The sequence below is a fragment of the Streptomyces ochraceiscleroticus genome, assembly GCF_000720485.1.
Taxonomy (GTDB): Bacteria; Actinomycetota; Actinomycetes; order Streptomycetales; family Streptomycetaceae; genus Streptomyces; species Streptomyces ochraceiscleroticus.
In genome coordinates this window covers 428384-446893 of the sequence record NZ_JOAX01000001.1, presented here as the reverse complement: position 1 = coordinate 446893, position 18510 = coordinate 428384, and the positions used below count along the sequence as shown (strand labels likewise).

Annotated in this window: 11 protein-coding genes, 4 tRNA genes and 1 riboswitch; of the genes, 6 read left to right on the top strand and 9 right to left on the bottom strand. The window is 71.4% G+C overall.

Features of this window, described 5'->3' with window-relative positions; genetic code table 11:
- Positions 1–29: 29 nt before the first annotated feature.
- The 3 genes from IG84_RS0102030 to IG84_RS0102020 all read right to left on the bottom strand — a co-directional run bounded on the left by IG84_RS0102030 (position 30) and on the right by IG84_RS0102020 (position 3322).
- A complete protein-coding gene (locus tag IG84_RS0102030) occupies positions 30–1031 on the bottom strand; it encodes an aldo/keto reductase (RefSeq protein ID WP_078648545.1) in 1002 nt (333 codons plus the stop codon).
- A 169-nt stretch (positions 1032–1200) separates the two neighbouring features.
- Positions 1201–1632: a VOC family protein gene (locus IG84_RS0102025; protein WP_031050515.1), complete on the bottom strand. Its 432-nt coding sequence runs from the start codon at positions 1630–1632 to the stop codon at positions 1201–1203.
- Between the two features lie 433 nt (positions 1633–2065).
- Positions 2066–3322 (bottom strand): M23 family metallopeptidase, encoded by a 1257-nt coding sequence (locus IG84_RS0102020; protein ID WP_078648544.1) that lies wholly within the window; start codon positions 3320–3322, stop codon positions 2066–2068.
- Positions 3323–3333: 11 nt separating this feature from the next.
- Positions 3334–3476, bottom strand: a riboswitch (cyclic di-AMP (ydaO/yuaA leader).
- 275 nt (positions 3477–3751) lie between these two features.
- Between IG84_RS0102020 and IG84_RS0102015 the strand changes: the two genes are divergently transcribed.
- Positions 3752–4861: a DUF2332 domain-containing protein gene (locus IG84_RS0102015; RefSeq protein ID WP_031050507.1), complete on the top strand. Its 1110-nt coding sequence runs from the start codon at positions 3752–3754 to the stop codon at positions 4859–4861.
- A 177-nt stretch (positions 4862–5038) separates the two neighbouring features.
- Here the strand turns inward: IG84_RS0102015 and IG84_RS0102010 are convergent, their stop codons facing one another.
- From IG84_RS0102010 to IG84_RS0101995, 5 genes are all read right to left on the bottom strand, one after another.
- Complete coding sequence (locus IG84_RS0102010) at positions 5039–6175, bottom strand: PP2C family protein-serine/threonine phosphatase (RefSeq protein ID WP_031050504.1); 1137 nt, start codon at positions 6173–6175, stop codon at positions 5039–5041.
- A gap of 390 nt (positions 6176–6565) precedes the next feature.
- Positions 6566–6638 (bottom strand) — tRNA-Lys (locus IG84_RS0102005).
- A 230-nt stretch (positions 6639–6868) separates the two neighbouring features.
- Positions 6869–9145: a DEAD/DEAH box helicase gene (locus IG84_RS0102000; protein ID WP_031050501.1), complete on the bottom strand. Its 2277-nt coding sequence runs from the start codon at positions 9143–9145 to the stop codon at positions 6869–6871.
- Positions 9146–9532: 387 nt separating this feature from the next.
- Positions 9533–10228, bottom strand: coding sequence for a hypothetical protein (locus IG84_RS40985; protein WP_157848802.1), 696 nt, complete (start codon positions 10226–10228; stop codon positions 9533–9535).
- Positions 10229–10464: 236 nt separating this feature from the next.
- On the bottom strand, positions 10465–10815 hold the full coding sequence (locus IG84_RS0101995; RefSeq protein WP_031050498.1) for a metallopeptidase family protein: 351 nt from the start codon (positions 10813–10815) through the stop codon (positions 10465–10467).
- A gap of 243 nt (positions 10816–11058) precedes the next feature.
- On the opposite strand from IG84_RS0101995, the gene IG84_RS0101990 reads away from it, so the two are divergent.
- The 4 genes from IG84_RS0101990 to IG84_RS0101975 all read left to right on the top strand — a co-directional run bounded on the left by IG84_RS0101990 (position 11059) and on the right by IG84_RS0101975 (position 13041).
- Positions 11059–12675: a metallophosphoesterase family protein gene (locus tag IG84_RS0101990; protein WP_031050496.1), complete on the top strand. Its 1617-nt coding sequence runs from the start codon at positions 11059–11061 to the stop codon at positions 12673–12675.
- A gap of 82 nt (positions 12676–12757) precedes the next feature.
- A tRNA-Glu gene (locus IG84_RS0101985) sits at positions 12758–12830 on the top strand.
- Positions 12831–12868: 38 nt separating this feature from the next.
- A tRNA-Asp gene (locus tag IG84_RS0101980) sits at positions 12869–12943 on the top strand.
- A 24-nt stretch (positions 12944–12967) separates the two neighbouring features.
- Positions 12968–13041, top strand: a tRNA-Phe gene (locus tag IG84_RS0101975).
- An 89-nt stretch (positions 13042–13130) separates the two neighbouring features.
- Here IG84_RS0101975 and IG84_RS0101970 read toward each other — a convergent pair.
- Positions 13131–14249, bottom strand: a complete 1119-nt coding sequence (locus IG84_RS0101970; protein ID WP_051861246.1) for an ABC transporter permease — start codon at positions 14247–14249, stop codon at positions 13131–13133.
- Between the two features lie 154 nt (positions 14250–14403).
- Here IG84_RS0101970 and hrpA point away from each other — a divergent pair, with 154 nt between their 5' ends.
- Entirely contained in the window at positions 14404–18447 is a 4044-nt protein-coding gene (gene hrpA / locus IG84_RS0101965) for an ATP-dependent RNA helicase HrpA (protein ID WP_031050492.1), read from the top strand.
- Positions 18448–18510: the final 63 nt, after the last annotated feature.

The window sequence follows — 18510 nt, the reverse complement described above, 5'->3', positions numbered from 1 at the left end:
CCTTGCCGTATGCCGGAGTGCGGGGCGGGTTACGCCGACGCGTCCGTCAGGAGGGTGAGGTCCTCGTTGGTGAGGGGGAGGGTGCCGAGGGCCAGGAGGGCCGGGAGCTGGGCGACCGTGCGGGCGCTGGCGATCGGGGCCGTGACCGTGGGCTGCGCGGCGAGCCAGGCGAGGGCGACGGTGGCCTGTTCGGCGTTGTGGCGGGCCGCGACCTCGTCGAGGGCGGCCAGGACGCGGCGGCCGCGCTCCGTGGCGAGGTGTGCGGCGGCCTTGCCGGAGCGGGCGCTGTCCACGTCCGTACCCGGGCGGTACTTGCCGGTCAGAAAGCCGGAGGCGAGGCCGTAGTACGGCATGGCACCCAGGCCGTGGCGGGCGGCGATGTCGCGCAGCGGGCCCTCGTACGTGTCGCGGGAGACGAGGTTGTAGTGGGGCTGCAGGGCCACGTACTTGGCCAGGCCCTCGCGCTCGGAGAAGTCGAGGGACTCCTGCAGGCGCTCCGGCGAAATGTTGGAGGCGCCGATCTCGCGTACCTTGCCGGCCTTCACCAGGTCGTCGAGGGTCGAGATGATCTCCGAGACCTCGACGGACTCGTCGTCGTAGTGGGTGTAGTAGAGGTCGATGTGGTCGGTGCGGAGGCGGGCCAGGGACTCGTCGACGGCCGCCTTGATGTTGGCGGCGGACAGGCCCTTGCGGTCGGGGAGGGCGCCGACCTTCGTAGCGATGACGAGGTCGGAGCGGTTGCCGCGGGCGGTGTGCCAGTCGCCGATGATCGCCTCGGATTCGCCGCCCTTGTTGCCGGGGGCGAAGACGGAGTAGGCATCGGCCGTGTCGATGAAGTTGCCGCCGGCTCCGGTGAACGCGTCCAGTACCTCGAAGGACGTCGCCACGTCGGCGGTCCAGCCGAAGACGTTGCCGCCGAGGGAGAGGGGGGAGACCGTCAGCGAGCCCAGGGGCTTGGTGGCGGAGACGGCGACGGGGCCGTGGCCGGGCGTGGGGGCGGAAGAGGCGGAAGAACTGGAGGAAGTGGACATGTGAGCGTCAGCGAGGGTCGGGCGGGGAGTTATTCCGGGAGATGGCCTGAAGGTGAGGGGGCATCACTCGGTTGCTTTGCCAGGGGCATTCGTGGCCGGGGTGGGGCCTCTCTCCCCGCCGGTCGTCGACTCCGCCCGGAGGCCCCACCGGTTACGGAGCGGAGAAGCCCTACCGGTCACTGAGCGGGGACGGCGCCTCCTGGACCGTCCAGCCGTTGCCGTCGGGGTCCTTGAAGAACATGAAGGAGTTCCACGTCTCGCCCCGGCCTTCGGTCCAGCCCTCGGCCCCGAGATGCTGTACCGGGCCGACCTCCACCCCGCGCCGTACCAGCTCCGCGTGGGCCGCTTCGATGTCCACCACGCACAGCTGCAGGCCCTGGAGCGAGCCCGGGGCCATGGCGGACTGGCCGGGTGCCGGGGGCAGGCCCCGGACGAGGGCGATCGAGCAGCGCGAACCGGGCGGGGTGAGCTGGATGATCCGTACCCCCTCGGCGACCTGCGCGTCCACATCGGCCTTGAAGCCGCACTGTTCTTCGTAGAAGCGCTTCGCACGGTCCTGGTCGGTGACGGGAACGGTGACGATCTCGAGGGTCCACTCCACTGGGGCCGTCCTTGGCTCGGCGCCGTGCTTCTGAGGCGCGGTGGCGGGGGCTCGTTCATTCTGCGGGAGCGGGGTCGGTCGCGCTCGCCGGATGGCCGAACATACGACCGGCGGCCCGATGGCGCACCGCGGTGTGCGGGTGGCCATCAGGGCCGCCGTAGTGTGCGGGCCCGCGGTACGCGGAGACCCGGCCGTCGGCCACCGCCTCTCCCCTCCTGCTGTGCGCCCGGTTCCCGTTCACGGCGGAACGGGGCGCACGAGGCGGCGGCGACGGCGGACAAGTGCCCCGGACGGGCGGACGGAAGCCCGTAGGAGCGCCCGTTCTCGGCCCTTCACCACATCGACGTCGTCAGGCGTTGAGTCGGACGTTCAGTCGGGCGTTCAGTCAGGCGTTGAGCCAGACGTTCAGTCGGACGTTCGGCCAGACGATCACTCAGAGGCTCAGCCCGTGGTCGCGCAGCCACGGCATCGGGTCGACCGGGGTGTCCGGGCTCGGGCGGACCTCCAGGTGGAGGTGCGGGCCCGTGACGTTGCCCGTGGCGCCGACCCGGCCGATGACGTCGCCGGTGGCCACCTTGCCCGAGGTCTTCACCATCGAGGAGAGGTGGCAGTACCAGAGCTCCGTGCCGTCGTCGAGGGTGACGACGATGCGGTACCCGTACGAGCCCGCCCAGCCGGCCTGCGTGATCGTGCCGCCGTGCACAGCCTTGGCCGGGGTGCCGGTCGGCGCTGCGAAGTCCAGGCCGGTGTGGTCGGCGGCCCAGCGGTCACCGCCCTGCCCGAAGGTGGCGGTGATGGTGAAGGAGGAGACCGGGAGGGTGTAACTCTTGGCCAGTTCGGCGAGCTTGGCGGCCCGTTCGGCGGCCGCCTTCTTGCGCGCCTCTTCCTCGGCCTTGGCCTTGGCTTCCGCCGCGGCCTTCTTCTTCGCGCTCTCGGCCTGCTGCTGACGCTCGGCCGCGTCCGCCTCGGCCTGCTTGACCGCGGCCTGTTCGGCGGCCTCGCGGGCCTCCTGGTCGGCGGAGCTCTGCGCCCGTTCGGCCTGCTCAAGGATGCGGGCGCGGAGCGCCTCGCCGCCGCCCTGAGCGGACTCGCCGCCGGCCGCCCCGGTGAACGGGCCGCCCTGCGCGGCGTCCGTCCCCGTCCCGGAGGAGTCGTGGGACACCAGGTCGCCGATGCCCGGCAGGGTCTCCGCCGCGGGGAGCTTTGCGGATACCTGTTCGGCCATGCTGCCCAGGTCGGGCATGGATATGGAGACCTGTGGCTTGCCCTGCGCGGAGGCAATGCCACCCGCGCCGACCGCCGCGATGACGCCGACGCCCAGGACCGTACTGCTGCGGGCGAGGCCGCCGCCGCGCTGCTTGGCGACGCGGTGCCGGCCGCGTACCGGACGTACGGACTCCTCGGTGGGGTTCCACTGCTCCCACGGACCGTCGGCCGCACCCGGATCACTCACGGCGGGGAAGGTGGGGAAGACGGCGGTGTCGGCTGGCCCCGGCTCGGCGTGCGCCCTGGGGGACTCATAGGAGCCGTGCGCTGTGTACGCATCGGGGGCGGCGTACGTGTCGTGCGCGGCGTACCCCTCACCTGCGGCGAAGGAAGCTTCGCCCGAGGAGGCAAAGGGGGCAGAGGGGGCGAAGGGCTCGTACAGGGTCCCGGAAGACGGGCTCGGGGCAGGCTTGTTGGACGCCACTAGGGCGCACTCCTTTCCTTCCTTCTCGCCTACCGGGTTAGCTGACGGGTTCGGAGCAGGAAGGTCTCCTACGGACGGCTCCGGGGGGAGTCGTCCGATTCACCCCAAGGTGGTGGTTCCCCGGTTCCCTGGGCAGGTGGTGCGGTGGTGAAGTGCGCTTTTGGGATTCGGCGTCGGCCGCGCGGTGCCGCCTCTTGCGACGGCTGGTCCGACCGCGCTGCGTTATCGGACAGTAATAGACGGGACGGCCGGATTCCAAGCGTTCTCCGGAATCCGTACGCCCGCTGAGCTGGACTTATGCGGCCAGTCATGACCAAATGGGGGCGAGTTGACCGAGGATCGGAAACCCGAACCGGACTGATCGTTTGTCAGTTGTTATGCGGAGGGGTGCACAGTGATTACGTACAGTGAGAGCAGTAACGTCTGATCATGGTCGTCAACAGCGCGCAGGCAGTGGCGGATCGGTACGCGGAGTTCTCGTGGCAGCAGGCGCGGGGCGAGTCCGAAGCGCATGAGGAGCTGACCGCCCGCATCAGCCAGGACCCGGAATTCTGCGACTTCCTGGGCGCCTCGTTGCCACCCGGCAACAAGCAGCAGCCCAATCTCCTGCTCGCCGCCGTCCGTTACCTCGACGGCCCGCACGCCGATCAGGGGCCGCGCGGCGACTTCGCGTACCGCACGTGGCGCGAGTGGACCATCCGGCACTGGGACGACGTACGCGACGTCATGATGCGGCGGCTCACGCAGACCAATGAGCCCGCGCGCTGTGCCACGCTCCTGCCGCTTCTCGCCCGCCTCCCCCAGCCGCTCGCGCTTCTGGAGGTCGGCGCGTCGGCCGGACTGTGCCTGCACCCGGACCTGTACCGCTACCGGTACGACGACGGCCCGGAGTTCGGCGCTCCTGACAGCCGGGAGCCCGGTGCTCCGAGCCGCCCGGAGTTTGGTGCTCCGAACCGCCCGGAGTCCGGCGCTTCGGACAGTCCGGTCGTCTTTCCCTGCCGTACGTCTCCGGGCACGCCCGTACCGACCGAGCTGCCGCGGATCGTCTGGCGGGCCGGGATCGACCTGAACCCGCTCGACGTGACCGACCCCGACGACGTGCGCTGGCTCCAGGCGCTGGTCTGGCCCGGTTCGACGCCCGATGCGGCGGCACGTCAGCAGCGCCAGCTGGGCGCCATCGAGGCCGTACGGCAGGCACCGCCCGCTCCGCTCGTACGCGGCGACCTCCTGGACGAGCTGCCCGCGCTGGCCGCGCAGGCGCCGCGCGACGCGACGCTGGTGGTCTTCCACACGGCCGTGCTGACGTATCTGCCGCTGGAGCGCCGCGAGGAGTTCGCCCGGGTCGTACGGTCGGTCCTGGTGGACCGGGCCGGACACTGGATCTCCAACGAGTACCACAGCGTGCTGCCGTGGCTGCCCGGGCCGCGCCCCGCCGACGCACACCAGCTCACCCTCGCCCTCGACGGCCGGCCGGTCGCCCTCACGGGCCAGCACGGGCAGAGCGTGCAGTGGCTGGAGGAGACGCCGGAGGTGGGGTGACCTCCCCCGGGGTCACCTCGGCCCGCCGGGACTCCGCAGGGCCCGACCAGGGACTCAGCAGAGCCCTCCCAGGCACTCCGCAGGGCCCGTCCAAGGGCTTCGCAGACCCGTCCAGGGGGCTCGCCAGGGCGACTCCCCAGGGCACGCCCTACCGCCCTGGCTTACCCCTCCGGTCGCCTACCCCTCCGGTCTCCGTACCGCCAGCAGCGCCATGTCGTCCGCCTTCTCCCCTCCCGTGTGCTGCGCCACGTCGTCGATCAGGGCGTCCAGAAGCGCATCGGGGCCGGTGAACGCCCGACCGGCCAGCCGGACCGCCGGCTGGTAGAACACGCCCCCGGAGTCCCGCGCCTCGGACACCCCGTCGGTGAACAGCAGCAGCATCGCGCCGGGCGGGAAGTCGGCCTGGTCGGCCCGGTCCGGCCAGCCCGCGACCTCGCTCAGCCCGAGCGGCAGCGCCGGTATCCGCGGCTCCAGCTCGCGCAGCGTGCCGTCCGCGCACAGCAGCAGCGGCGCCGGATGGCCGCGGTTCAGTACGCGCAGCACCCCGCGCTCCTCGGACGGCACCTCGGCAAGTACAGCCGTGGTGAATCCCTCGAACTGGTCCAGCCCCTCCCGCCGGCTCCCCTCGCGCTGCAGCGCCCGTTCCAGCCGGCCCGCCACCGCCTCCAGCGTGGCCTCCTGCTCCGCGGCCTCCCGGAAGGCCCCGATGACGATCACGGCGGCCTCCACCGCCTCCAGTCCCTTGCCGCGTACATCGCCGACGATGAGCCGCACGCCGTGCGGGGTGTCCTGCACGGCGTACAGATCGCCGCCGATACGGGCGTCCGCCTGCGCCGCTTCGTACCGCGCGGCGACGTCGAGCCCGCTGATGCGGTCCGGCGGCAGCGGCAGCACGGCCCGCTGGGCGACCTCCGCCACGTCCCGCACGGAGGCGAGCCGGGCGTCGGTCATCCGTACCGCCCGGTTGATCGCGAGCGCCAGGAAGGCGACGACCAGGACGGTCACCGCTTCGGTGTACGACTCGTAGCCGCCGGCGTGGCCGTGGGCGGTGACCACGCCCAGCTCCGCCAGTACGGAGACGACGCTGACCAGCGCCGTGTTCCGCAGTGAGTACAGCGGCGCGGCCACCAGCGGCGCTGCCGAGAAGAAGGGCGCGGCGGTGTACTGGGCCGGGGTCAGCAGGTCGAAGGCCAGACCGCCGATGAGGAGCATGGCGGGCAGCCAGCAGACCAGCCGGCGGCTGACCGGCGACAGCCCGTCCCGACGGGCCTGCCGCTCCCGGTCGCCCGACATGCACGCTCCGCCTCGCCCCATCCGCACCGGCCTCTTTCCCGCGCCGCTCTCCGCACCGCTGTCCGTGCCGCGCGCCGTCTCGTCCGCCTCGTCCGCCGTTCCGGTCCCCGTGCTGTCGTCCACCGCTCCCGTCACCATCGCCGTACCGCCGTCCCAGGGTGTCCGCCATGGCACCGCATGGCGACTCTTCGAGGGCCGGACGGGTCACGCTCACGCCCCGAGCCCCTCCGGCTGCCTCTGGACACTTCTTCAACTCCTGGCCGCCGTACACGCGTTCCCAGCCGCCGGAAGATTCGCGGCAGAACGGTGCGCGCGGCCGCAGCGCGCGCCCCACCCACAACAGCAGCGCCCCCACCCACGACAAAGCGCCCCCACTCCCGGTTTCCCAGGAGCGGGGGCGCCGCTCATCGGTGGGCCATCAGGGGCTCGAACCCTGAACCAATGGATTAAAAGTCCACTGCTCTGCCAATTGAGCTAATGGCCCGCACCGAGCAGCATAGCCCGCGCTCGGACCACAACTGGAAGGCATTGGGGCTCGGCGGGGTCGGAGTGGCTCGGAGAGACCCGGCGCGGGGGCGCTGCGCCCGGCGGAAACGCGCCGGTGGGCCCGTCCTTGAAGGACGGACCCACCGGTCTGTCAGCGATGCGCAGGACGGCGCTGTGCGGACGCCTCAGTGCCGCATGGACGTTTCCGCGGTACGCGCTCCGCCCTGATCAGCCGTTGCGCTTCCAGCGCGGCTTGTCGGCGCGGCGGTCGAAGGAGCGGCCACCGGCGTTGCCGCCGCGGTGGTCGTCCCGGCGGCCGTGCGGGCGACGGTCGTTGTCACGGTCGCGGCCGAAGGACGACGGGCGGTCGTCGCGGCGGTCGCGGTTGAACGGGCGGTCGCCGCCACGGTGGTCACGGCGCTCGAAGGAGCGGCCGCCACGGTCGTCACGGTTGAAGCCGCCGCGGTCGCCGCCGCGGTCGTTGCGGTCGTTGCGGTCGAACGAACGGCCGCCACGGTCGTCCCGGCGGTTGAAGCCGCCACGGTCGCCACCGCGGTCGTTGCGGTCGAAGGAACGGCCACCGCGGTCATCCCGACGGTCACGGTTGAAGCCACCACGGTCACCGCCGCGGTCGTTACGGTCGTTGCGGTCGTTGCGGTCGAACGAACGGCCACCACGGTCGTCCCGACGGTTGAAGCCGCCACGGTCGCCACCGCGGTCATCGCGACGGTCGAAGGAACGGCCGCCACGGTCGTCCCGACGGTCACGGTTGAAGCCACCACGGTCGCCACCGCGGTCGTTACGGTCGTTGCGGTCGTTGCGGTCGAACGAACGGCCACCACGGTCGTCCCGACGGTCACGGCGCTCGTAGTTGCCGCGCTCGTCGCGGTACGTGGAGCGGCGCGGGGCCTCGTCGGCCTCCGGAGTGTGCGCGGCCTGCGCCGGCAGCGACACCTCGGCCTGCGCGGCGCTCTCCGCCGCGGCCTCCTCGGCCTTGGCCTGCACCGCGGCCTCCGGGTCCTCGCCCCGCTCACGCGCGGCACGGGCGGTCAGCCGGTCGGCGTCCTCGCGCAGCTCGGCGGCGCGGCGCTGCAGCCGCTCCAGCTCGCGGGTCAGCTCGGCGACCTCGCGCTCGGCCTGCTTGGCGGAGTTCGCGGCCGACTCGGCCTGCACCTCGGTCAGCGACCGGGCGCCGGTGATCCGGGCCACGTCCTCGTCGAACTGGCCGGCGCCGCCGACGATGTGGCGCGAGGCGTCCACGCCCGCGTCCTCCATCAGGCGGAAGATCTGCCGGCGCTGGTGCGGCAGGGCCAGGGAGACCACCGTGCCGGACTGGCCGGCGCGGGCCGTACGGCCGGAACGGTGCAGGTAGTCCTTGTGGTCGCCGGCCGGGTCCACGTTCAGGACCAGGTCGATGCCGTCGACGTGGATGCCGCGCGCGGCGACGTCGGTGGCGACCAGGACGTTGACGTAACCGTCCTTGAAGTCGGCGAGCGTACGAGTACGCGCACCCTGCGTCATGCCACCGTGCAGCGCGTCGGCGCGGACACCGGAGTCGCAGAGCTGCTCGGCGACGCGGTCGGCGCCCAGCTGCGTACGGACGAAGATGATCGTGCGGCCCTTACGGGCGGCGATGGCGGCGGTGACCGGCGCCTTGTCCTTGGGCTTCACGACGAGGACGTGGTGCGTCATGGTCGTGACGTTGCCCTGGGCGCTGTCGACCTCGTGCGTCGCCGGGTCGGTCAGGTAGCGCTTGACCAGCGTGCCGATCTCGTTCTCCATCGTGGCGGAGAAGAGCATCCGCTGGCCGCCGGCCGGCACCAGGTCGAGCAGCTCGGTGACCTCGGGCAGGAAGCCCAGGTCGGCCATCTGGTCGGCCTCGTCCAGGACCGCGACCTGCACCTTGTCCAGGGAGCAGGCGCCGCGGTTGATGATGTCGCGCAGTCGGCCCGGGGTGGCGACGAGGATGTCGACGCCGCGCTCCAGGGCGTAGATCTGGTTGCCCATCGACGTACCGCCGCAGACGACCTTGATCTTCAGGCCGAGGACGTCGCCGTACGGCTGCAGCGCGTCGGCGACCTGCATGGCCAGCTCGCGGGTCGGGGTGAGGATGACGCCGCGCGGGCGCTTCTTCTCGGTGGAGCCGCCGGAGAGCTGGGTCAGCAGCGGGAGGCCGAAGGAGAGGGTCTTGCCGGAGCCGGTGCGGCCGCGGCCGAGGATGTCACGGCCGGCGATGGCGTCCGGGATGGTCGCCGCCTGGATCGGGAACGGGGTGGTGACACCGTTCTGCGCCAGCTTGCGGACGATCTTCTCGTCCAGACCCAGGTCCGCGAAGGTGACCTGCGGCTCTTCGGGGGCCTGCGGCTCGTCGGCGACGGCCTCGGAGGACTCGACGGCCTCGACGGCGGCGGTGGCCTGCTCGTCCTGGCGTACGGCCTGGTCGTCGGTGAGGAGGGCCTGCTCGTCGTGTGCGGGCATGGCGGACTGGTCAGTGGAAATGGACATGCGAAATGCGAAACCTTCCGGAGTCTCGGCACGCGCCCAAACTCCGTGTTGTTTCACAAAAGACCGCCTCTATGCGGTCAGCCACGGCAAGGAGAGAACGCGCCACGCGACGCGCTTCGTCCTCTTCGGAGAAGAGGATCCGGTGGGCGCCGGGCAAATGGGATCAAACGATCTACCACCATACGCACCCGGGCCCCCTGAAGGCAAATGCGATACCGGGCGGCACCGGCCCGATACCGCCGGCCGTCCGCCGATAGCCCGCTGATCGTCCGGTTTCCGCCGGTCAACGGCCGATCTACGCCCTACGGCGCCGCGGCCCAGGGAGACTGCCCGCGGCCATCCAGCCCTGGCTTACGGAGCACCCCCGGCTTACGAAGCGCCGCCGGCTCACGAAGCATCGCCGCTCCCTGGCTGCGCGGAGTCCGGGCTGCCCGACTGCGGGCCGGTCTGCGCGGGGCTGCTCGGGGGCGGGTCCTGGCTCGGCGTGGGTGTCGGGTCCGGCGCCGGGGTCGTACGGGAGGGGGTGGGCGTCGGCGCCGGGTAACCGGAGGGCCGGGGCGGGGCCGGGCGGGGCGCGCTGCCCTCCGTGGGGCTCTCCGACCCCGGACGTCCGCTGCCCGTCGTCCCGCCGCCCGGGGCCGTCGGGGTGCGCCCCTCGTCCGCCGACGGGTCCGCGCCGTCCGAGGGCGCGGCGCGACGGCCGTCCTCCATCGGCCCCGAGGACCGGCCCATCCGGCGCGGCCCGCCACCGGGCGCGTCGGCCGCTCCGCCGTCCGGCTGGGCATCGCTGCCGTGGTCCCCGGCGGAGCGGCCGGAGGGCTTGGCCTTCGGCGCGTCCTCGCTGACGCTCATGCAGCCGGTGACCGAGACGGCGAAGGCCGAGGCCGCGGCGACCGCAGCGGCCGTACGGGCCAGGGAGCGGGCCGTACGCGCCGCCGTACGGGGCGAGACCGAGCCGTCGGCGGACGCGGGCGAGGAGGCGGAAGAGACGGAGGAGGCAGGAGCAGAGGGGGCGGAGGGCAGCGGTGGGGCGGACGGCACTGCGGGCCGGGGCGAACGACTGACGGGGAGCGGGCGAGGCACGGGCGGGACCTCCGGATCCGGAGCGGACACGCGGGACAGGTGCACTGCCCAACTCCCGCCGCCCACCGGAGGACACGCGCGGGACGCCGCCCGTCGTACGCACCCGGTCGCCCGGCCCGGCTCCGGAGCCCTCGGCCGCACCCGTACACGTACACGTACGGCCACCGCCGCCCTCCGTAGGCGCGCAGCCGTACCCGTAGGCGCACCGCCGCACCCGGTGGGCGAGCGCCCGCCCGTCACCCGTACCCGAGCGCGTGCAGCCGTTCGTCGTCGATGCCGAAGTGGTGGGCGATCTCGTGGACGACCGTGACCTCGGTCTCGGTGACCACGTCCTCGCGGGTGTCGCACATCCGGAGCGTCGGGCCCCGGTAGACGGTGATCCGGTCCGGCAGCACGCCCGCGTACCACTCGCCCCGTTCCGTCAGCGGCGTCCCTTCGTAGAGCCCGAGCAGGTCGGGGTCGTCCGCCGGGGGCTCGTCCTCGACGAACACGGCGACGTTGTCCATCAGGCGGGTCAGCTCCGGCGGAATCCGGTCCAGCGCCTCGCCGACCAGTTCCTCGAACTCCTCGCGCGTCATCTCCAGCACAGCGCCCATTGTGGGTCACGGAGCCGCTCGGAGCGGCCGCCCTCGCGCCGGCCGCGTCCACCACGTTCCCGCGCGCACTCCCGTGCTCCGCTCCCGCCCGCCTCCGCTCGCACTCCGCTCCCGCCCGCGCTCCGGTACGCCATCACCGTGTACGCCCCGGCACGCCCGCCCGTTCCGCATCACCACCCCACGGATGCCCCAACCCTCGGCATAACGGGCCCCGCATACGGGCATACGGGCACAATGGCCCGCACCGCGCCGTCCGGGGGGCCGCCCCCCGGCTCCTCCGTGCTCCGGCTGCTCCGCACCGCGTACGACCGCGTCCGGAGCGCCCCAGCCGCCGTCCTGCGGCACTACCGCGCCCACCACCAGGCCCCCACCTTCACGCTGACGCACCCGCCGCACCCGTATGCCCGCGCCCTCGGACTGATCGTCGTGACCCTGCTCGGCGCCTGGCTCGGCCTGCTGATCGTCGGCAGCGTCCGCGCCCCGGTGGGGCCCGTGGACACGACGATGACGCTGCGTCCGTCGTTCAGCGGCGGCACGAAGATCAGCGTCTCCCCGCTGGGCGCGCTGGAGCTGCGGAGCCACCACGCCCCGATACGGCTCGACGTCGACGTGGACCAGCTCGACCCGGCGCGCGCGCAGGCCCTGGTCGACCACCCGGAACGGTTCTCCGGGCTGCAGGCCGAGGTCACCCGGGACGTCGAGCGCGGCACCGCCGACCTCGCCTTCCGCTCGTGCGTGGCCGTGGTCTCCGGCGCGACCGCGCTGGGCCTCGCGGTGTACCGGAGGCCGCGCCGCGCGCTCGCCGCCGGCGGCCTGGCCCTCGCGCTGCTCGCCGCCTCCGGCGGAGCCGCGTACGCCACCTGGAACCCCAAGTCCGTACTGGAACCGCGCTTCTCCGGACTGCTCTCCTCCGCGCCGTCCGTAGTCGGCAACGCCCGCTCCATCGTGAGCGAGTTCGACGTGTACCAGAAGGAGCTGGCCCGCCTGGTCACCAACGTCACCAAGCTCTACGACGCGACGTCCACGCTGCCCGCGTACCAGCCGGACCCCACCACCGTCCGTGTCCTGCACGTCTCCGACATCCATCTGAACCCGGCCGCCTGGCAGATCATCAAGTCGCTGGTGAAGCAGTACGACATCGACGTGATCATCGACACCGGCGACACCATGGACCACGGCACGGCCGCCGAGAACCACTTCCTGGACCCGATCGGCACGCTCGGCGCCCCGTACGTCTGGGTGCGCGGCAACCACGACTCGATGAAGACGCAGAAGTACCTCGCGCGGAGCAAGAAGCTGAAGAACGTGAAGGTCGTGGACGAGGGCACCTCCGTACGAGCCGGGGGCCTGCGCATCGCGGGCGTCGGCGACCCGCAGTTCACTCCGGACCGCTCGGTCGCCGCATCCGGGGACGGTGCGGAGCGTGCCGCGGGCCGGCGACTCGCCGATTCCCTGCGCACCCTCTCCCGTGCCCGCACCCCGGCCGACATCGCGCTCGCGCACAATCCGGTCGCCGCCGCGGAGACCGACGGCCTGGTCCCTCTCGTCCTCTCCGGCCACGTCCACCACCGCGACAACCGGACGCTGCCGCACGGCACCCGGCTGATGGTCGAGGGCTCCACGGGCGGCGGCGGGCTGCGTGCGGTCGAGGGCGCGACACCCGAACAGGTGCAGGCGTCGGTGCTCTACCTGGACCGGGAGACCCGGCACCTCCAGGCGTGGGACGAGATCACGCTCGGCGGGCTGGGCCTGTCGAAAGCCGAGGTCAGCCGCCACCTGCCGGCCGACAACCGGCCCGGAGCCACCCCGTCACCCACCCCTTCGCGGACCTCACCGACCCCCCGTTCGTAAACCGTTTTGGCGAACCGTCCCCCCATCCCATATGCTTCTCACGTCCCCGACGGCGCCGACAAAGCGCCCAGGTGGGCCATCAGCCCTCATCGTCTAGTGGCCCAGGACGCCGCCCTTTCAAGGCGGTAGCACGGGTTCGAATCCCGTTGGGGGCACGCAACACCATGTGCGAGACTAGTGCTCGCACAAGCTTGGTCCTGTGGAGCAGTTTGGAGTGCTCGCCACCCTGTCAAGGTGGAGGCCGCGGGTTCAAATCCCGTCAGGACCGCTGAGGTTTCACGTGAAACCTCGTGGCTGGGTAGCTCAGTTGGTACGAGCGTCCGCCTGAAAAGCGGAAGGTCGCCGGTTCGACCCCGGCCCCAGCCACCGCACAAAACCCCGGGAAGTTGCTTCCCGGGGTTTTTTCGTGTTCCTCCTGGGGTTTTTCGTATGCCCCGTAGTGCTGTGGCGCGGCCCTACGCCGCATGTCCCGGCCCCGTCGGCCGGCCGCCCGGGTGGCGGTGGCGCCAGGTCCAGAAGACCGTGCAGGAGAGCAGGGACCAGCCGGCGAGCACCAGGTACGGGAAGACGTGCTGATGCCCGGGGAAGTAGACGGCCGTGTGCTGGGCGTTCACCGAGGCGCCCGGGGGCAGCCACTGGCCGATGTGGCCCAGTACGGACGGCAGCAGGGGCCAGGAGACCGCGCCGCCGGACGAGGGGTTTCCGAGCAGCACCATCAGGCCCCAGGTCGGCACCATCGCCCAGCGCCCGATCAGGGTGTTGAACATCGTGAAGACCATGCCGGTCGTGAACATCGTGAACGCCAGGATCAGCCAGGACTGTACGAAGGGCAGCGTCAGCGCGCCCAGCAGCCAGTCCACCACCGCGGCGATGGTGAATCCGCCGAGCAGGCTGTAGGCGAGGGTGTACGCGATCCGCTCGGCCGGATTGAGCGCGCGGGCGTGCACACTGAGCTGGATCGCGCCGACGAAGCCGACGATCACCGCGGCGAGCGAGATGTAGAAGAGCGCCAGGCCGCGCGGGTCGCCCTGCTGCAGCGGCCGGATGTCCTTGATCGTGACCGGGACGCCGGTCTTCTTGCTCACCTGCGGTGCGGCCTGGGACAACAACTGGCCCACCGTGGCGCCCGTGGCGCTGGACAGGTCCATCCGTACGCCGGACCGGTCCACGTTGATGATCGTGAACGCCGCCTGCTCGTCGACGGCCTCGCGGGCCTTCGCGTACGTCGGGTAGGCGTGCAGCTCCAGCGAGGCGTTCAGGGCCTGCTCCATGCCCTGAACGAACTTCTTCCCGCGGGCGTCGTCCGGCTGGCCGACCACGGCGGCGGGAATGCGGTGCGGGGTCGGGTTCGCCATGGAGTACGTGTACGAACCGGCGAAGAGGCCGGCCGCGGCCGCCACGATGAAGAGCAGCACGGTCGCGGGCAGGAACGGCGACTTCTTGAAGGCCGCCCACTTCTCGGCCGCGGTCCGTGGTCTGCCGTGCGCGCCGTGTGCGACGGATGCACCGGGGCCGGAAGGCCCGGTGGGTGCGCCGGGGCGGCCGGTGGGCTCGGCGTCGTGATCATCGGACATGAGAACACGCTAAAACACCCATCGCGGACATTCTCTCCGGTCGGCGCCGGCGCCTCCCCGAACGCCCGGATCCGGCCGCCGCGACCGCCTCCGGCCCCTCCCGGCCGCAATTCGTTCGCCAGTCGTTTCGGCGAGGTGAGATCCTGGACCGCGTATGTCCAGTCAGCCTGCCTCCGCCGCGGCCCAGGGCGCCACGCCCGAGGGCACTTCGCCCACCCTGTCCGCCCTGGGAGCGCAGCTCCCCGAGCTGATGCTGCGCGACCAGCAGCGGCTCGGCCGCCGGCTCGATGGCGCGCGCCGGATCCGCAAGCCGGAGGCCCGTGCCGCCGTGCTGGCCGAGATCGCCGAGAGCATCGGCGAAGCACAGCTCCGCGTCGAGCAGCGCCGGGCCGCCGTTCCGGAGATCACGTATCCCGAGCAGCTTCCGGTCAGCCAGAAGAAGGACGACATCCGAGAGGCGATACGTGACCACCAGGTCGTGATCGTCGCGGGTGAGACCGGCTCCGGCAAGACGACGCAGATCCCGAAGATCTGTCTGGAGCTGGGGCGGGGCGTCCAGGGGCTCATCGGGCACACGCAGCCGCGGCGGATCGCGGCGCGTACGGTCGCGGAGCGGGTCGCCGAGGAGCTGAAGACCCCGCTGGGCGAGGCGGTGGGCTGGAAGGTCCGGTTCACGGATCAGGTCGGCGGGGACACCCTCGTCAAGCTGATGACGGACGGCATTCTGCTCGCCGAGATCCAGACGGACCGCGAGCTGCGCCAGTACGACACGATCATCATCGACGAGGCGCACGAGCGCAGCCTGAACATCGACTTCCTGCTCGGCTACCTGGCGCAGTTGCTGCCGAAGCGACCGGATCTGAAGGTCGTCATCACCTCGGCCACGATCGATCCCGAGCGGTTCTCGCGGCACTTCGGGGACGCGCCGATCGTCGAGGTCAGCGGGCGTACGTATCCGGTGGAGGTGCGGTACCGCCCGCTGCTGGAGGAGGGCGGCGACGACGCCGACCGGGACCAGGTCACCGCGATCTGCGAGGCGGCGGACGAGCTGCAGGCCGAGGGGCCCGGCGACATCCTGGTCTTCCTCTCCGGCGAGCGGGAGATCCGGGACACGGCGGACGCGCTGACCAAGCGGCTGAACCGGGGCGGCGCGATCGCGCAGGACACCGAGGTACTGCCGCTGTACGCGCGGCTGTCGCACGCCGAGCAGCACCGCGTCTTCCAGCGCCACTCGGGCCGGCGGATCGTGCTGGCGACCAACGTCGCCGAGACCTCGCTGACGGTCCCCGGCATCCGGTACGTCATCGACACCGGCATGGCGCGCATCTCGCGGTACAGCTACCGCACGAAGGTGCAGCGGCTGCCGATCGAGCCGATCTCGCAGGCCAGCGCCAATCAGCGCAAGGGCCGCTGCGGCCGGCTCAGCGACGGCATCTGCATCCGGCTGTACTCGGAGGAGGACTTCGAGTCCCGGCCGGAGTTCACGGACGCGGAGATCCTGCGGACCAACCTGGCGTCGGTCATCCTGCAGATGACCGCGGCCGGCCTCGGCGACATCGAGAAGTTTCCTTTCATCGACCCGCCGGACCGCCGCAACATCAAGGACGGCGTGCAGCTCCTCGAAGAGCTCGGCGCGATCGACCCGAAGCAGAAGTCCTCCCAGTCGGGAAGGCAGGGGCAGCGGCTCACCCAGATGGGCCGGAAGCTCTCCCAGCTGCCGGTGGACCCGCGGCTCGCGCGGATGGTCCTGGAGGCCGACCGCAACGGCTGCGTACGCGAAGTCATGGTCATCGCCGCGGGGCTGTCCATCCAGGACCCGCGCGAGCGGCCCGCCGACAAGCAGCAGCAGGCCGACCAGCAGCACGCCCGCTTCAAGGACGAGACCAGCGACTTCCTGGCGTACCTGAATCTCTGGCGGTATGTCAGGGAGCAGCAGAAGGTGCTCTCTTCGTCGGCCTTCCGCCGGATGTGCCGCAATGAGTTCCTGAACTATCTGCGGATACGTGAGTGGCAGGACATCTATACGCAGTTGCGTACGGTCGCCAAGACGATGGGCATCCATCTCAGCGAGCAGGACGCGGCCCCGGATCACATCCACACGTCCTTGCTCGCCGGTTTGCTCTCGCATATCGGGCTGAAGGACACGGACGCCAAGAACGAGTATCTGGGCGCCCGCAGCGCCAAGTTCGCGGTCTTCCCCGGCTCGGCGCTCTTCAAGAAGCCACCGCGCTGGATCATGTCGGCCGAGCTGGTCGAAACGTCCCGCCTGTGGGCGCGGGTGAACGCGAAGATCGAGCCCGAATGGGTCGAGCCGCTCGCCCAGCACCTGGTGAAGCGGACGTACAGCGAGCCGCACTGGGAACAGAAGATGGCCGCGGTGATGGCGTACGAGCGGGTCACGCTCTACGGCGTTCCGATCGTGGCCCAGCGCAAGGTCAACTACGGCCGGATCGATCCGGAGACCTCCCGCGACCTGTTCATCCGGAACGCCCTGGTCGAGGGCGACTGGCGGACCCACCACCAGTTCTTCCACGACAACCGCAAGCTGCTGGGCGAGGTCGAGGAGCTGGAGCACCGGGCCCGGCGCCGCGACATCCTCGTGGACGACGAGACGCTGTTTGATTTCTACGATCAGCGGATTCCCGAACACGTCGTATCCGGGGCGCACTTCGACTCCTGGTGGAAGAAGAAGCGCCAGGACGAGCCGGAACTGCTCAACTTCGAGCAGTCGATGCTCATCAACGAAACCGCCGAGGCCGTCACCAAGGACGACTACCCGGACTCCTGGCGACAGGGAAAGCTGAAGTTCCGGGTCACGTACCAGTTCGAGCCCGGCGCCGACGCGGACGGCGTGACCGTCCACATCCCGCTCCAGGTGCTCAACCAGGTCTCGGCCGAGGGCTTCGACTGGCAGATCCCGGGGCTGCGCGAGCAGGTGGTCACCGAGCTGATCCGGTCCCTGCCCAAGCCGATCCGGCGGAACTACGTGCCGGCGCCGAACTTCGCGGCCCGCTTCCTGGACACGACCGTGCCGCTGCAGGGCCCGCTGACCGCCTCGCTGGCGGCCGGGCTGCAGCGGATGGTGGGCGTGCCCGTCCAGGCGGCCGATTTTGACTGGTCCAAGGTGCCGGACCATCTGAAGATCACGTTCCGGGTGGTCGACGAGCGGCGGCGCAAGCTCGCCGAGGCCAAGGACCTCGAGGCGCTGCGGCTGAAGCTCAAGCCCAAGACCCGGGCCGCGATCTCCAAGGCATTCGAGCAGGCAGCCCAGAAGCAGGGCGGGCAGCCCGGCAAGGGCGGCGCGGACGCGGGCCCGGCGGGTCCGGAGCAGCGCACGGGCCTGACCTCCTGGACGATCGGCACGCTGCCGCACACCTTCGAGACGCGGCGCGCGGGCCAGCCCCTGAAGGCGTACCCGGCGCTCGTGGACGAGGGCACCTCGGTGGCCGTACGGCTCTTCGACACCGAGGCGGAGCAGCGGAGTGCGATGTGGGCCGGCACCCGCCGCCTCATCCTGCTCAACATCACCTCCAATCCGGCCAAGTTCGCGCAGAGCAAGCTCACCAACCAGCAGAAGCTCGCGCTCTCCAGTAATCCGCATGGCTCGATTCAGTCGCTCTTCGACGACTGCGTGACCGCAGCGGCGGACCGGCTGATCGCCGCGCACGGCGGCCCGGCCTGGGACGAGGAGGGCTTCAAGAAGCTCTTCGACGCGGTGCGGGCCGATCTGGTCGACGCCACGATGAAGACCGTGCAGCAGGTCCGCGAGGTACTGGCGGCCTGGCAGGCGTGCGAGCGGCGGCTGAAGGACACCACCTCGCCGGTGCTGCTGGCCTCGGTCGCGGACGTCAGGGAGCAGCTCGCACGGCTCATCAAGCCGGGCTTCGTCACCGAGCACGGCGCCAAGCGGCTGCCGGACCTGATGCGGTACCTGGTCGCCGCCGACCGCCGGCTGCAGCAGATGCCCACCAACGCCGAGCGGGACCGCTCCCGGATGGCGAAGGTGAAGGAGATGCAGGACGAATTCGCCTGGCTGCTGGAGCAGTTCCCGGCGGGGCGGCCGGTGCCGCAGCAGGCGCGGGAGATCCGCTGGATGATCGAGGAGCTGCGGGTGAGCTACTTCGCGCACGCGCTGGGCACCGCGTATCCGATCTCCGACAAGCGGATCGTGAAGGCCGTGGACGCGGCCGCTCCATAGGCGGCGCGGGGCCGTTCCGGTGTGCGCTGGGTCACCGCCGGGCGCCCACCAGGGCCTTCCCCG